We start from the raw sequence: 15,516 nt of genomic DNA, 5'->3' as shown, positions 1-15,516 counted from the left end.
AGAAAAAAGATCACCCGCAAGAAGGGGTTGAACAGCATTGGCCGGATTTCGCCATCGCTTCGTTTAATAGCTTGATCGAGCGAATGACGGTATCTTTTTCAAAATCGTTCATGTGCGAAAAGATTTCGTTTAAATAGTCGTTCATTTGTTGGTCAATCGACGCCGCAACATACTTGCCTTCCGTCGTTAGGGAAAGCAGATTTACCCTCCGGTCGTCTGGATCGGGCGTTTTCTTCACTAATTTCATCTTGATTAACGATTGGACTTGTCGGCTGAATGTCGTTATATCTGTCCCTAATGCCTCTGCTACTTTCTGGATGGACGGCTTATGCTGGCGATCAATTTCGTAAAGGATATGGCTTTGAATTAAGGAGATGTCGCAGCCACCGGCAGAACAGCAGTTTTTATTTAGAAAGCCAAAGCGTCGAGTCATGATTTGAAATAGTTCACGTACATTTTCCACGGTGCTTCACCTCATGAAACAGTTATAAAACATTTGATTGCAATTTGCAAGTATTGATTTACTTGTATCCGGAAAATGAGCTGTGAAAGGATGTACAAATTTCAATATTGACTTTTCACCATGAATAAATAACAATATGGTTATATGGTTTTATGTGAGGTGATCATCATGACAATGGAAGTTGAAAAGATAGCGGATATTCTAAAAGCTCTTGCCGATCCGACAAGGCTGAAAATCCTTTCTTTGCTCCGGATTCGCGATTGCTGTGTATGTGAACTGGTTCCTATCTTTAACATTTCTCAGCCAGCCATTTCTAAACATCTAAACCGTCTGAAAACGGCTGAACTGGTCCGCGAAACGCGAAAGGGGCAATGGGTGTTCTATTCGATTAATGAAAAGCGGTTAGAGGAAATTCGTTATGCTTTGTCCCATTTGCCTGATCTATCCGAGGAGCTGCGGGAATTGGAGCAACAAGGACTAACGGTTATATGCGAGTAAAGGGGGTGTACAGCAAGTGAGTAAACAAGAGAAAAAGCGACTTTCATTTCTGGATCGCTATTTGACGTTATGGATTTTTGTTGCGATGGCGATAGGAATTGGCTTGGGTTACGTATTTCCTAACTTTGTCGCCGGATTGAATGAGTTTCAAGTTGGAACCACATCGATACCGATTGCGCTTGGCCTTATTTTAATGATGTATCCGCCGCTGGCGAAAGTACGATACGAAGAAATCGGCCGTGTCTTTCGAAATGGCAAAGTGTTAACCATTTCATTGATTCAAAACTGGCTTATCGGTCCGATCTTAATGTTTTTCTTGGCTATTATTTTTCTCCAAGGCTATCCGGAATATATGGTCGGCCTGATTATGATCGGTTTAGCCCGTTGTATTGCAATGGTTATCGTTTGGAACGATTTGTGCAGAGGGGATGCCGAGTACGCGGCGGGACTCGTTGCTTTCAACTCGATCTTTCAAGTTTTGTTTTACTCTGTCTACACCTATATCTTTGTTACGATTTTGCCGGGATGGTTCGGGTTGGAGGGCGTCGTTGTTGATATTACGATGGCCGAAGTCGCCAAGAGCGTGTTTATTTATTTAGGGATACCGTTTTTGGCCGGGATGATTTCGCGCTATTCGCTTGTGAAGGCAAAAGGGCGATCCTGGTACGAAACGGTCTTTATTCCGAAAATCAGTCCCATTACACTTATCGCATTGCTGTTTACGATTATCGTCATGTTCTCGCTGAAAGGCGAGATGATCATCCAATTGCCTTTGGATGTCGTGAGGATCGCGATTCCGCTATTGATTTACTTTGTCGTTATGTTCCTGATTTCGTTCTTCATGGGCAAAAAAGCCGGAGCTGATTATCCGGTGACTTCTACACTGGCATTTACCGCCTCGGGGAATAACTTTGAGCTGGCAATCGCTGTTGCCGTTGGGGTCTTTGGAATTCATTCCGGCGCTGCATTTGCGGCCGTGATCGGACCTCTTGTAGAAGTCCCTGTGATGATTGCCTTGGTCAACGTCGCGCTCCGATTTCAGCGAAAGTATTTTTCGAAGGAAGCAGCTTAACATAAACAGGAGGAATCATCATGTCAGATAACAAAAAACTCGTTTATTTTCTTTGTACGGGAAACTCTTGCCGCAGCCAAATGGCGGATGGTTGGTTGAAGGCGCTCGGTAATGATAGGTACGAAGTAAAAAGCGCCGGGTTGGAGGCACATGGGCTGAATCCGCGTGCCGTCCAGGTGATGAAGGAAGCTGGCGTCGATATTAGCGGTCATACATCGGATGTTATCGATCCGGAGATTTTGAATCGGGCTGACTATGTGATTACGTTATGTGGCCATGCAGACGAACATTGTCCGGTGATTTCGAATAAAAACGTCGTGAAATGGCATTGGGGCTTCGATGATCCAGCCAAGGCAACCGGCACCGAGGAAGAAATCATGAGCCAATTTCGAGCGGTTCGGGACGCGATTAAGTCGCGTGTCGAAAAGTTTCTTGCCGAAGGTTGCTAAAATTACAGAAAAGGCGTGCAGCGTTATGGCACGCTTTTTTGTTTGGCGATCATCAGCCTTCGGAACGACGAAGCCAAGGCGGAGTCCTCGAAGAGCAGAAAATGATTCCCTTTATATATCTACTTTGCGGGTAGTATCAACTTCGCTGGTACTACCCCAACCCCTGGCGGTACTGGTAACTCTATACTTTTTGTAATATAATTTTTCGATACATTCCGTTAAACAATGCTGATGCATCTTCCTCCACTCGAATATGTTTCTCATACGGCATGATGATTTGTTCGAAATGTCGTCCGATGTCCGTACCCATCGTTGCTACGATGGGACGAAGGATTTTTTTATTACCGGCAAATCCTGCGAGGGAGGGGCAAATTTATCGAAAATGATTATTCGCCCCCCAGCTCGCGTAACCCGAATCATTTCTTGAAAACATCGATTCGGCTCGGGGACAACGGATAAGATCAGATTTGCAATAACCATATCGAACGATTCCGGTGAAAAGGTCAATTCTTGCGCATCCATTTCTATGAACTTAAAATTGGGGGAGTCATATTTATTCCTAGCTCGATCAAGCATTTCGGATGATAAGTCAATTGCAGATACAGAAATATTTTTGTCCATAATGAACTGCAAATCTGCTCCTGGCCCGACGCCTACAAAAAGAACTTTTGCTTTTAGGCTTAATGTCGAGGTTCTCAAAGATCTTTTTCCGTGCCTTTAAAAAAGGACCGGAATTGAAAAGAGAATCATAAAAGGGTGCCCATAACCGATAAATCACTTTATTCCAACGGTTATTCATATCCGATTATTACCTCTGACTTTTAACAGACGAAGGCTATTCAATGTAACAATAAGCGTGGCCCCCATATCTGCGAAAATGGCCAACCATAACGTCAACCATCCAGGGACAATTAGAGCCAAAGCTAAGAGCTTAATACCAAGTGAAAACGTAATGTTCTGCTTGATGATTGCAAGGGTTTTTCGGCTTAGTCGAATCGTATAGGGTAATTTGCTTAAATCGTCAGCCATCAAAGCAATATCTGCGGTTTCGAGGGCAGTATCCGTACCCGCGCCGCCCATAGCGATACCAACCGTTGAAGCCGCGAGCGCAGGCGCGTCGTTAACGCCGTCGCCAATCATCGCAACATTACCATAGTCTTTACGAAGCTGCTTGATGTAATCTAATTTATCTTGGGGCATTAGATCAGCTTTAACGTCTGTAACATTCAAACGCCGCCCGATTGCTTCGGCGGTTGCTTGATTATCACCCGTAAGCATAATCGTTTTCTTGATTCCAATTTCGTGTAATTGCTTAATTACGACTGTACTGGAATCACGCACTTCATCAGCGACTGCTATTAAGGCAAGAATCTGTTGTTCTGTGCCTAATACCATAACCGTTTTCCCTTGTTTTTGTAATTCTTCAATGCGCTGATTCGTTTCAACGCTGATGTCGGAATGAAGTTCAGCAAAGAGTTTCGGACTACCGACGTAATACAATTCCCCGTTTACATTGGCTTTAACACCTTTCCCGGTGATCGATTGGAAATCCTCAACGACTAGGGTTAGGTCTTCTCCGAGGTTTTCCGCTTTACGAACAATCGCGGATGCGAGCGGATGTTGCGAACCTTTTTCGATAACTGCCGCGATTGAAAGCAATTCATTTTCGTTTTTCGTTCCGAAAGTAACGACATCTGTTACTTCTGGAACCCCCTTCGTCAGAGTACCTGTTTTATCAAACGCAATTGCGGATAGTCTGCCGGCTTCCTCAAGGTGAATGCCGCCTTTGATAAGAACGCCATTTTTCGCCGCGTTGCCGATGGCTGTAACAATCGAAACAGGTGTCGAAATGACCAATGCGCAAGGACAGCCGACGACGAGCAACGCTAATCCTCGATATACCCAATCGCCCCAATCTGCACCGACGAACAGAGGTGGAACAACCGCAATACCTAATGCCAAAATCATAATCGCAGGTGTATAGTATTTCGCGAATCGGTCAACAAACGCTTGAGATGGCGCTCTTTCAGCTTGAGCTTCTTCAACAAGGTGAATAATTTTAGAAATCGTTGTATCCTCGACGCGCTTCGTTACTTTGACTTCAAGCAAACCTTCTTCGTTCAATGTACCAGCGAACACTTCATCGTCAATTGTTTTCGTCACGGGAACCGATTCGCCAGTAATCGCGGCTTGGTTAATGGTTGATGTTCCTTTAATAACAACACCATCCATTGCAAGTTTTTGACCTGGCTTTACAATCATGACATCGCCAACCTGTATATCATCGACGTTTACCGTAATTTCTTCGGAACCGCGTCGGATCAGAGCTTCCTTCGGTGCAATATCCATCAGGGAACGAATGGATTGACGCGCTTTTTCCATGGAGTAACGTTCCAAAACTTCACTGATCGCAAACAAGATAACGACAGTCGCGCCTTCGCCCCATTCTCCGATCGCCGCGGCACCGATGATGGCGACCGTCATTAGGGTGTTCATATCGAACTGAAGCCGGAAAAGATTTTTGATTCCTTTTTTAAATAATTCATAACCGCCGATAATAATAGAAGCCGCGTAAGAAATAGCGGATAAGATGCTTTCCTCACCGTACTGCTCACCTAATAAGTACCCTGCGACAAGCAAGATAGCCGAAAGCAGTACGTTCCAATGTTCTTTCCAGAAAGGCTTTTTCTTTTCAATAGATCGTTGCTTTTCAGGTGTAACTTTCAGGTTTTCAAACGCGCCGGCCTTTTCCAATTCCTCAACTGTAGTCCTTCCATAAACGGTGATTTTAGATGCTCCAAAATTGACTTGCGCGTCTTTTACGCCCGGCAAATTTTTTACATTTTTCTCGAAAATGCCTGCGCAATTCGTACAGGTAAAGCCTTGAACCCTGTAGACGTTTTTATCTTCGGTGTTTTCAATTTTATTTTCCATTGATGATCAACTCCCTCGAATGAGTAGAAGCTAGCTGCACCAGTTGACGAACATGGTCATCTTCCAGCGAATAAAAAACTAATTTACCATCCTTGCGGTATTTGGCTAGGCCAAGCTGTTTTAAGGTGCGAAGGTGGTGTGAGGCTGTGGCCATTGAAGAGCCGATGATGTTAGCCACATCACAAACACATAATTCATCCTCTTCGCACAGGGCAAAGGCGATTTTCATTCTTGTTTCGTCAGCTAAAACCTTGAACATCTTAATCATGCCTTGAATATTTTGTCTTTCGAGCGCATTTTGTACCTTTCGGACTTTAGGTTCGTCGTAACAGTAAATTTCACATGAATCCTTTTCTTTCCTGTTCATATCCTCACCTCAACAATCAAATCAATATTTGATTATCATCATACAATAAATCCATCGATTATTCAAATACTCATTTGATTATTTCCCAAGGGCATCTAAAATATTCAGGTTCGAGATCCACTAATTGTTCCTCTGTATCTATTGGCTCCTTTCAGACCTTTGCATATTTCAGTAAAAAAGAGCTATACCGGAAGCCATCTGCGATGACTTTTAAGGATAGCTCTTCAAGTTTTTCTTATTACAAATCATTTCCACATACCGTCAATAATGTCCGATACCTTTATCCAACGAAAATCATTGCCATGGGTGAATTTGATGTTTTTTTGTTGTAGATCAATTTTTGTCACGACTCCTGTTATTTCCGTTACATTAAATTCACCGAATAATACTAAAATTACCTCTTTCCTGAGCTGCATTGATTCAGCAATGAGCATGGATATCCGTTCCATTTCTTGATCATCTAATTGTGGCGGCGGACTCTTTCGCAAGTTCTGCTGGTGCAGGATGTAAGCCTCCCTGTGTTCCGGAAGCATCATTCTGGACGATTCGAACAGACCATTTCCTTGCAGTTTTTTACTCATTTATAATGTCCTCCAATTTTTTGCGCTCGATCCCGCGCTTGGCCCGAAGCTTTTAAAGAAGAGGCCCTCATGATCGCGGTGCTTCCGTATTTCTCTTTAATACGGTCAGTGGTTCTTTCCAACGCTAACTTTACTTCGCGGTTATTGAATAAAGTAAGCTGATATTCCTGATCGCTTACCAATTGACTTAAAGTGACCCCAATTTTTCGAATGGGCAACCCATCCCAATGTCGTTTAAATAGTTTTTTCGCTGCATGGAAAACCTCATCCGTGAGATTCGTCGGGTCGGGTAATTTCATTTGTCTGTAGAAGCCGGAAGGGTGATCAAAATCGGCTCCTTGACAACCTACCGAGACTACCGAGCCCATATAGCCTTTCGTTCGGGTTCGTTGACATACTAACTCCGAGAGTTCTAACAGGGGAACCATGATGTCGTCAAACTCCCGATAATCGAATGGAAGGGTCATCTGATGGCCGATTGCTTTTTGCAAATCGTGTGTACTTGGAGTTACCGGGGAATTATCCTTGCCGTTGGCAATAAGCCACAGAACTTCGCCATTCACTCCCCACTTGGATCTTAATTTTGCCAGGGGAGTCTGAGCCAACTGGCCAATTGTATATATCCCCATGCTCGTTAAATGCCGGCACATCCGGGAGCCCACCATAAACATCTGATGAATCGGCAAAGGCCAAAGCACTTCTTGCAGATCTTCCACAGGCAAGTGGAAAATACCCGAAGAATTACGTTTGGCGAAATTATCGCATGCCATTTTGGAGAGTACCTTATTTTCACTAATTCCAATGCGTACACGAACGCCCGTTTCTTTCATGACTTTATCCTGAATGCTCTTAGCAATCTCATGAGGATCGCCAAAAAGCTGTAAACTTCCCGTGACATCCAAATACTGTTCATCTATGCTGTACGGTTCTACCAAGTCAGTGTAAGATTGATAAATTTCCGTAATTTGCAAGGATACCTTGATGTATTCCTCCATGCGTGGGCGAATGACCACTAGATCGGGACATTTTGCAAGTGCCTCTCCTAGCCGTTCTGCGGTAGTAATACCATGTTGCTTGGCAAGGGGACACGCGGCAAGGATAATTCCGGATCGACGGGCCGGATCTCCTGCAACAACGACAGGTTGATCTGCGTACTCAGGGTGGGCGGCTTTTTCAACACTTGCGTAAAATGACTGACAATCGGCCAACATCACGATTCGACCTTTGTTATCGCTTTTCATAGGCTACTCCTTAAGTCGACGTTCAGATATTTACTTAAGTATTTGTAAAGCTCCGCTTTCACCAAACCCCAAAGCATAGAGAACCTATGTTGATACCCCCTGCACAAATAACGGGCCTCGATGCACAACTCGGTGCGCCGCTGCTCATACACTTTTATTCCTCTGCCGCGCATTTTTTTTCGAAGCAACGTAACGTCTGCAGTGATTAGATCTTGCGCAGATCTTAAGGCTTTTACATATACAACGTCCATCTTTAGCTTTACTGTCCCTAATGCTTTAATATCCCTTTCCAACACATCCAAAAGAATAGGGAGTAAAATGTATTCTTTGACCAATTGGAGGTCTCCTTCAGTCTCCAAGGGCGCTTGTGTCATACAATCAGCCTCCCGCCTAACTCCTCATTCGACACCTTCCCGCAAAATTGAGCATAAATAGACAGAATTATGCTCAATATTTATTTATGCTCAATATTAAACTGCCTAAAAACACTGTTTTTCCAGGCGATTAAAGGCTTTTTAGTTTTATGCACACATATTTTAATGTTGATACCCAGTAGCACCACCTGAAGCTCCTTCCAGTCCGTGTAATCGCGCGGAAGCGTCATTTGATGGCCGACGCCTTTTTGCTGCTGCAGCTGGCTGTGGGGCGTGACCGGGGAAGAATCCGTGCCGCGCGCGATGCGCCACAGCACTTCGCCGTTGACGCCCCAACGTTTCGTAAGCCGGGGCAAAGGCGTTTGGGCCAGATCCCCGATCGTATGGATGCCCATTTTGTACAAATGGCGGGTCATCCGCGAACCGACCATGAACATTTCGTGCACCGGTTTGGGCCACAGCGTTTCGGACAGTTCCTCGCGTTTCAGCGTGAAGATGCCTCCCGGTTTCTTTTTGGCGAACAGATCGCAGGCCATTTTGCTGAGCACCTTGCAATCGCTGATGCCGACCCGTACGTACACCCCGGTTTCCTGCATCACCTGGTTTTGGATCCGCTGGGCAATCTGCTCGGGGCTGCCGAACAGCCGGAGGCTGCCGGTCACGTCCAAATGCTGTTCATCGATGCTGTACGGCTCCACCAGATCGGTAAAAGCTTGATAAATCTCCGTAATGTGCAAGGAAACGCGGATATATTCCGCCATGCGCGGGCGAACGACGACGAGATCCGGGCATTTTCGAAGCGCGTCCCCGAGCCGCTCGGCGGTCGTGACGCCGTATTTCTTGGCAAGCGGGCAGGCGGCAAGGATAATGCCGGACCTGCGGGCCGGGTCCCCGGATACGACCAAAGGCTTGTCTTTGTATTCGGGATGGGCCGCTTTTTCGACACTTGCGTAAAAGGACTGGCAGTCGGCCAGCATAATGACGCGTTTTTTGGACTCGTTCATGGGACTCGCTCCTTATTCTTTGGGACTACACAGGAACACATGTTCTTATTTTATAACAATAACGGAGAATTATGCGCTTTTCAACCGGAATTATTTGCAAAAATCTTCTTCGCTTTCATTACATTTCAACTTCAACCCCTCATGTTTTCCTAGTCAAAAAGAAGCGAAAACGCCGCTTCGGCATCCCAAAAAATACCCGGATAGTCATACCAGTTATTTCCGTTATTATCCATTTTGAAGACGCATTGGGACCACCAGTCCCGCCCGGGACTCGTTTCTTATTTTCAAAAATACGCTGTTTTCCAAAAATGTTGTCGTGGCGCGGGTTTGCGGCCGACGCTTTATCGGACTAAGGTATCAATTTTGTAATCTTTATGGATAAAGATGTTAAAACGACCACAACTTTAGCAATTTTTCAACGTATACATAACCACTCGCCGCTTGGAGCCGGGAATCCTGCAGCCGCTTCGCGATCGAATGGCGTACCGCCGTAACCGATCGGCAGCCGCGGAATTTTTTGCCCGGCCGTAAGGCGGGATAGGTCGTCAGGTTCTGAAAATTCCTTCCAGCAGCCTAGTTTACAGATGGGAAAACTTCGTTAAGAATTGAATTATGACAAAAATTGAGAATGCCGGGCCAAGAAAAAGGTCAAAGAAATCGAGGTGGGAACTTTCAGGCGATGATCACACGCAGAACGCTATTCATCTGGATCACGGCAGCCGCCGTTCTCATTGCCGGAGGAATGGTTGCCGGATTTGCGGCCACCAAAACGCCGGCCATGGCATACAAGGATCAGGATGGAACCCGATTCACGTTTAAAACCGACGGCGACCGTTTTATGCGATATGAAAAGGATGGCAGCTGGAAGGAAATGTTCGTCAAAGGCGTCAATCTGGGCGCGACCGTCCCGGGCCATTTTCCGGGAGAGCTTCCGGCCACGGAGGAAGATTACCTTCGCTGGTTCAAGCAGATCGACGAGATGGGAGCCAACGTCATCCGCATCTATACGGTGCACCAGCCCGTGTTTTATTCGGCGCTTGTGAAATACAACAAAGACAAAGGCAGCGATCCTTTGTATTTCATCCAGGGGATCTGGTCCCCAGAAGAACAGCTGATCGAACGGCAGGACGCCTATGCGGACGATATCGGAAAACAGTTCAAGGACGAGATCAAAAAGGCGGTGGCAGCCGTATACGGCGACGTGGCCGTTTCGCCCAAGTACGGAGCTTCCAGTGGGGAGTATACCGCGAACGCCGGCAAATATTTGATGGCCTGGCATGTCGGAACCGAATGGGACCCGGGAATGGTCAAAAACACCAACGCAAAGCACGGCGGCGTCCCGGTGTACCAAGGCAGCTATTTTGCCGGAACGAAAGACGCCTCGCCTTTTGAAAGCTGGCTGGCGGAACTGCTTGACTATACCGCCGAGCAGGAAAAGCAGTATGGATGGGAGCATCCGGTGACGTTCACCAACTGGGTCACGACCGATGTGCTCAGCCATCCGGGGGAACCTCTTTTCGAAGAGGACATGGTGAGCGTGGACGCGAGACACATTCAGCCTACCGGATGGAAAGGCGGCTATTTTGCCGCATATCACGCTTACCCGTATTACCCGGATTTTTTCCGGACCGATGCCTCGCTGCAGACGATCAAAGACCAGCAGGGGAACTTCAATACGTACAAAGCTTATTTGCGTAAGCTGAAGGCCCAATTCAAGGACATGCCGGTCATGATTACCGAATACGGGGTGCCGTCGTCGGTAGGGGTGTCCCATTTCGGGGCCGGCGGCCGGGACCAGGGAGGACATAACGAGCGGGAGCAGGGAGAAATCGACGCTTCGCTCACCCGGGATATTTACGACGAAGGTTATGCCGGAGCCATTTTGTTTATGTGGCAGGACGAATGGTTTAAAAAAACGTGGAATACGATGCCTTTCGAAATTCCGGCCGACCGGCGCGCGTATTGGATCAACGTGCTGACGAACGAAAAAATGTTCGGCTTGCTGGGCATGCTTCCGGGCAAGGAGAAACAAATCGTGATCGACGGCAGCTTAAGCGACTGGGACGGGCTCCCGCAAGGCGAAGTAAAGCATTGGCAGGGCAAGATGGAAGGAATCCGGGACATGCGGATCACGCATGACGAAGGCTATCTTTATCTTGGCATCCGGCTGGACAAAAACTTCGATCCGGCAACAACCAAACTTTATATCGGCTCGGATACGATCGCGGGCGGAAACGAACCTTCCGCAGCGCAGCTTCCCGGCAAAAAGCTGGAGGGAGGCGCGCCGGAAACGCTGATCGAAATCGGAAAAGACGGCGAGTCGCAGGTGGAGATCGCGGCCGACTATGATTTTCATGCCAGGCTGTACGGCAAGGAGGGCTACTGGATGCTGCCGGAGACGAAACCCGGACAGGACAAGCCGTTCCATCCATGGAAGCTTGCGATCAGCCTCCAGATGAATCCGCCGGATACGCGGTTTGCGCATCCGTTCATCGACCAGACCATCGGATTGCTGCGAAGGGGGACGACGGACCGGAGCAAGGCCGAGTTCGATTCGTTGACTTCGTGGCAGTACCGCGGCAATGAGATAGAGATGCGTATCCCTTGGATGCTCCTCGGCTTCGCCGACCCAAGCTCCCTGCAGGTAATCGACTACCGTCCGCTTAAAGACAGACGCGCCTTCAGCACCGTCAAAACGGAAGGCATCCGGCTGATTCCGTGGCTCGTAGAGCAGGGCGGGAGCAAGGTCAACTGGCCGGGCGGCGCGGCGAAGACGCTGAACGTCCAGGACATCGCCCCATATACCTGGAAGCCTTGGGACACGGTGCATTACAGCGAGCAGCTGAAGCAAAGCTACGACGCGATGAAAAAAGTATACGCCGAGCTTGGCGGCAAATGAGCGAGGCGCGGAAGGAGCGTTTACTTAGAGAAAAGCCGCGCGGAGAAGCTGTCTTGCCAACCATGCGGCGGCAAATGGGATAGGATGAAATCAATGGAGGAGGAGGACCCGTAAACATGTTCTCGCATTTATTCGTCGCATATGTGTTTATCTACGTATGCCTCGGGCTGATCGGCCTCGGAATCATGCTGCTGGTTCAGATGAAAATCTCCCATAACAGGGAACAGCAGCGAAGGGAATATTACGAGCAAAAACATCACGATTATTTCGTCTACGTCCAGGCCCATCTTGGGGACGATGCGGAATTGAAGCTGCCTCCCGGCAAGTTGAAGCCGCTGGAGAGGAGAGTGATCCAGGACAAGTTCATCGAATGGATCGAGCAGTTCAAAGGTGATTACCGGACCCGGCTCATCCGGCTATGCAGGGAAGCCGGGTTCGTCGAAGCGGATCTGAAGGCGCTCGGCAGCTTCCGGTACGGCCGCAGGCTTGCGGCGGCATACCGCCTCGGAGGCATGCGTGCCGAAGAAGCGGTGCCGGGACTGCTGAAAATGTTGAAAAAGGGCAAATACAACTCGATTTCGATCATCATCGCGCGTTCGATCGCCAAAGCCGCCGACCGGCCGGAGGACCTGCTGGACATGCTGCGCAGCCTGCTTTCCCACGGCAAGCCGATTCACCACTTGGCCGCCGACATCATGCTGGAAACGGGACTCGATGCCGGCAGCATCCTGCTGAAGCTGCTCGACGATCCCGACCCGGCGCTTGTGAAGGTCGGACTGGTCGCGATGTGGGGACAGGCCGTTCCCGAAGTCATGCCGGTGCTCGGCAGGCTGGTCGGCGCCAAGGAAAAGGATGTGCGCGCCGAAGCCGTCAAGCTGTATCTCAGCACGAATCCTGCGCTGAAGGATGAAACGATCGTGCAGCTGATGACGGACCGGGATTGGGAAGTCCGGGCGGAAGCGGCCAAGGCGCTGGGGCAGCTGCATGCGGCGGGCAGCATCCCGCTGCTGGTCAAAGCGCTCCAGGATGCCAGCTGGAAGGTGCGGCACAACAGCGCGGAAAGCCTTGCGGCTCTGGGCGAAGCCGGATTCGAAGCGCTTTGCCAGGCGGCCGTCACCGGAACCGGAATCCAGCGCGAGGCCGCGCTGCACCGGATCGGGCTGGTGATGGAAGCCGAGCAGAAACACGGCGCGATCGAGCAGATGGTGGCGTACAACAAGAAGCGGCTCATCCACGACCGTTACTTCGGCGTGAAGAAGCCGGTCAAACGAATGACGGGCGTAGCCGCGGTAGGAGGGGATTACACTGCTTAGAGATACGTTGCTGGTCTACGGCACGGTAGCGATTTATTATGTCATGTTCGTCAATATTTTGTACTTCGCGATCATGGGTTTATCCTACCGGAGCATCGGAACGATCGCCAGAAGGGCCAAATATTCGAGTTACCAAACGCTTTCCGGCTCCGAGCTGGTGCCGTCGGTATCGCTGCTCGTTCCGGCCTATAACGAAGAGCTGACGATCATCGAAAACGTGTACTGCCTCATGACGCTGAATTATCCGACGTACGAGGTCATCGTCATCAACGACGGATCGAGCGACGACACGCTGTCGGTCCTGATCAAGGAATTCAAGCTCGAAAAGATGCATAATCCGGAGATCCGGGGGACGATCGAAACGCAAAACGTGAGAGGCATTTACCATAATCCCGATTATCCGCATCTATTTATTATAGATAAGGAGAACGGGGGCAAAGCCGACTCGCTCAACGCCGGCATCAACTTTTCGCATTATCCGCTTATTTCTTCGATCGACGCCGATTCGCTGCTCGAAAAGGACGCCTTGATCCGGATGGCGCGCATGTACATGGAAAATCCGGAGGAGACGGTGGCCATCGGCGGCGACGTTCGCATCGCCAACGGCTGCCTGATCGAAAACGGAGCGGTAAAAAGAGTGTCGCTGCCGCGAAAAATATGGCCGATGTTCCAATCCATCGAATATTTGAAGGCATTCCTCGGCGGACGGATCGGCTGGAGCCGGATGAACGGATTGATCATCGTCTCCGGCGCGTTCGGCCTGTTCCGCAAGGACTATGTCATCGCCGTCGGCGGCTACCGGGGCGGTTATCCGGGCGAAGACATGAACATCATCATCAAGCTTCACCGGTACATGCTAAGCCACAAAATCCCTTACAAAGTGGCGTTTTGCCCCGAGGCGGTCTGCTGGACGCAGGCGCCGGACACGTACAAAATCATCTCCAACCAGCGCATGCGCTGGGGACGGGGAAATCTCAAAAACATGATCGAAAACCGCGGGATGTTTTTGAACCCGAAGTACAAAATCATGGGTCTCATCACGGTTCCTTATAACGTGTTGTTCGAAACCCTGAACCCTTATTTCAGAATCACGGGCCTGTTGGCTCTTGCGGGATATACGCTTTTGGACATGACGCATTGGCGCATACTGCTGACTTTCATGCTTTTGAATTTTCTGAGCGGGTATTTGCTGAGCGTAGGGGCCATCATTTTGGAGGAAATAGCCTTCCGCCGTTACAAGAAGCTTTCCGACCTGTGGAAAATGCTCCTGTTTTCGGCCCTCAAATTTGTCGGCTATCATCAGCTTGGCGTGCTGTGGCGCGTTCAGGGGCATATCCAGTACCTCCGGAAAAACAATTCCTGGGGCACGATGACAAGGCAAAGCTGGAAGGAAGAAAGCGAAACGGCCTCAACCGCGTGATTCGGGCAATACCAAAACGCTTCCGTTTTTCTCAAATGATTAAGAAAGGTGGTCATCGATAATGCCGGAGTCCGTAACATTAGAACGAAAACAGCAAGAGGGTCTGTATCACAACCTCGAAGAGCGTCTCAAAAAAACTTCCCCGGAGCTGTGCGGCGTGATGTTCCTGTATTGCCCAGGTTCTCCGCAGCCGGAGAGTTTGGTGCGTGAATTTTTGCGGCAGGAGACGGGAAGCGACATCGAAGTGCTGAAAGACGCCTCCACGTCCACGCTGGCGGTGCTGCTGCCGGGATCGACCCTGGATCAGGCCCATTATCAGGCACTGCTGCTTAAGCGGCATTTGGAGGAAACGGTGCCGGAGGCGGATCCGAGGATTACGCTTACCGTGTTTCCGGGGCAGGTAGACCCGACGCCGGGCGTGCTCAAGCAGATGGCCGAGTCCGCAAGGCTCAGCGCATCGGCCGACATTCATATTTTCACGAAAGAGGAAGCCGCTTCGGAGCCCGGGCGCATTCTCATCGTCGATAACGACGATACCATCCGCGAGTTTCTGACGATTCGCCTCAACATGCAGGGGTACGAAACGCTGGAGGCGCTCGACGGCACGTCGGCGCTGGAGCTGATCGAAAAATGGGAGCCGGATCTCGTGCTGACGGAGCTGAACCTCTACGGCATCGACGGCCTGCCCTTCATTAACCAAATCCAGAAGCTGCCCGTGGAAAACACGCCGAAAATCGTCGTGCTGACAGAGCAGCGCGTGGAACGGACGATCAGCCAATGTTTCCAGCATGGCGTCGACGATTACATTACCAAGCCATTTTCCCCGGTCGAGCTCGATGCCCGCATACACCGGTGTTTTCAATAAATGGGGGACGATGACAAGGACAAGCCGTTTTTGCAT

The 15,516-nt window shown here is 49.2% G+C and carries 14 protein-coding genes and 1 pseudogene; 7 read left to right on the top strand and 8 right to left on the bottom strand.

Annotated elements, in window-relative coordinates; all coding sequences use genetic code 11:
• Positions 1-10 precede the first annotated feature (10 nt).
• Positions 11-463, bottom strand: coding sequence for a MarR family winged helix-turn-helix transcriptional regulator (locus AC27KL_RS16350; RefSeq protein WP_019537536.1), 453 nt, complete (start codon positions 461-463; stop codon positions 11-13).
• A 174-nt stretch (positions 464-637) separates the two neighbouring features.
• On the opposite strand from AC27KL_RS16350, the gene AC27KL_RS16345 reads away from it, so the two are divergent.
• From AC27KL_RS16345 to arsC, 3 genes are read left to right on the top strand one after another with little or no spacing between them, the layout of a single operon-like run.
• Positions 638-961, top strand: coding sequence for an ArsR/SmtB family transcription factor (locus tag AC27KL_RS16345; protein WP_487170516.1), 324 nt, complete (start codon positions 638-640; stop codon positions 959-961).
• A 16-nt stretch (positions 962-977) separates the two neighbouring features.
• Complete coding sequence (gene arsB / locus AC27KL_RS16340) at positions 978-2,033, top strand: ACR3 family arsenite efflux transporter (protein WP_197186640.1); 1,056 nt, start codon at positions 978-980, stop codon at positions 2,031-2,033.
• 20 nt (positions 2,034-2,053) lie between these two features.
• Positions 2,054-2,482, top strand: coding sequence for an arsenate reductase (thioredoxin) (gene arsC, locus AC27KL_RS16335; RefSeq protein ID WP_009225278.1), 429 nt, complete (start codon positions 2,054-2,056; stop codon positions 2,480-2,482).
• A 315-nt stretch (positions 2,483-2,797) separates the two neighbouring features.
• Here arsC and AC27KL_RS16330 read toward each other — a convergent pair whose 3' ends face one another.
• The 7 genes and pseudogenes from AC27KL_RS16330 to AC27KL_RS16300 form a co-directional block, all read right to left on the bottom strand.
• The gene (locus AC27KL_RS16330) at positions 2,798-3,115 is read right to left on the bottom strand and encodes a class I SAM-dependent methyltransferase (RefSeq protein ID WP_309479954.1); all 318 of its coding nucleotides are present in this window, start codon (positions 3,113-3,115) and stop codon (positions 2,798-2,800) included.
• 162 nt (positions 3,116-3,277) lie between these two features.
• Positions 3,278-5,416 carry a heavy metal translocating P-type ATPase gene (locus tag AC27KL_RS16325; RefSeq protein ID WP_197186641.1) on the bottom strand — a complete coding sequence of 713 codons (2,139 nt, stop codon included), beginning with the start codon at positions 5,414-5,416 and terminating at the stop codon, positions 3,278-3,280.
• A complete protein-coding gene (locus tag AC27KL_RS16320) occupies positions 5,406-5,783 on the bottom strand; it encodes an ArsR/SmtB family transcription factor (protein WP_009225274.1) in 378 nt (125 codons plus the stop codon). The genes AC27KL_RS16325 and AC27KL_RS16320 overlap by 11 nt, the downstream gene beginning before the upstream one ends.
• A gap of 245 nt (positions 5,784-6,028) precedes the next feature.
• A complete protein-coding gene (locus AC27KL_RS16315) occupies positions 6,029-6,364 on the bottom strand; it encodes a YolD-like family protein (RefSeq protein WP_309478738.1) in 336 nt (111 codons plus the stop codon).
• A complete protein-coding gene (locus AC27KL_RS16310; protein ID WP_339324194.1) occupies positions 6,361-7,605 on the bottom strand; it encodes a DNA polymerase IV in 1,245 nt (414 codons plus the stop codon). Before AC27KL_RS16310 ends, AC27KL_RS16315 begins: the two co-directional genes overlap by 4 nt.
• Entirely contained in the window at positions 7,602-7,979 is a 378-nt protein-coding gene (locus AC27KL_RS16305) for a YhjD family protein (protein ID WP_339324195.1), read from the bottom strand. Before AC27KL_RS16305 ends, AC27KL_RS16310 begins: the two co-directional genes overlap by 4 nt.
• A gap of 110 nt (positions 7,980-8,089) precedes the next feature.
• Positions 8,090-8,983, bottom strand: a pseudogene (locus tag AC27KL_RS16300) (DNA polymerase IV); the annotation flags it as partial.
• Positions 8,984-9,662: 679 nt separating this feature from the next.
• On the opposite strand from AC27KL_RS16300, the gene AC27KL_RS16295 reads away from it, so the two are divergent.
• From AC27KL_RS16295 to AC27KL_RS16280, 4 genes are all read left to right on the top strand, one after another.
• Complete coding sequence (locus tag AC27KL_RS16295; protein WP_487170396.1) at positions 9,663-11,882, top strand: hypothetical protein; 2,220 nt, start codon at positions 9,663-9,665, stop codon at positions 11,880-11,882.
• Between the two features lie 116 nt (positions 11,883-11,998).
• Positions 11,999-13,195: a HEAT repeat domain-containing protein gene (locus AC27KL_RS16290; protein ID WP_487170395.1), complete on the top strand. Its 1,197-nt coding sequence runs from the start codon at positions 11,999-12,001 to the stop codon at positions 13,193-13,195.
• Positions 13,196-13,238: 43 nt separating this feature from the next.
• A complete protein-coding gene (locus tag AC27KL_RS16285; protein WP_487170515.1) occupies positions 13,239-14,615 on the top strand; it encodes a glycosyltransferase family 2 protein in 1,377 nt (458 codons plus the stop codon).
• A 61-nt stretch (positions 14,616-14,676) separates the two neighbouring features.
• Positions 14,677-15,480, top strand: a complete 804-nt coding sequence (locus AC27KL_RS16280; RefSeq protein WP_339324197.1) for a response regulator — start codon at positions 14,677-14,679, stop codon at positions 15,478-15,480.
• Positions 15,481-15,516: the final 36 nt, after the last annotated feature.

Source organism: Paenibacillus sp. YAE3 (genome assembly GCF_057546105.1).
The sequence above is the reverse complement of the archived record's forward strand: the minus strand, read 5'-3'. Positions and strand labels throughout refer to the sequence as shown.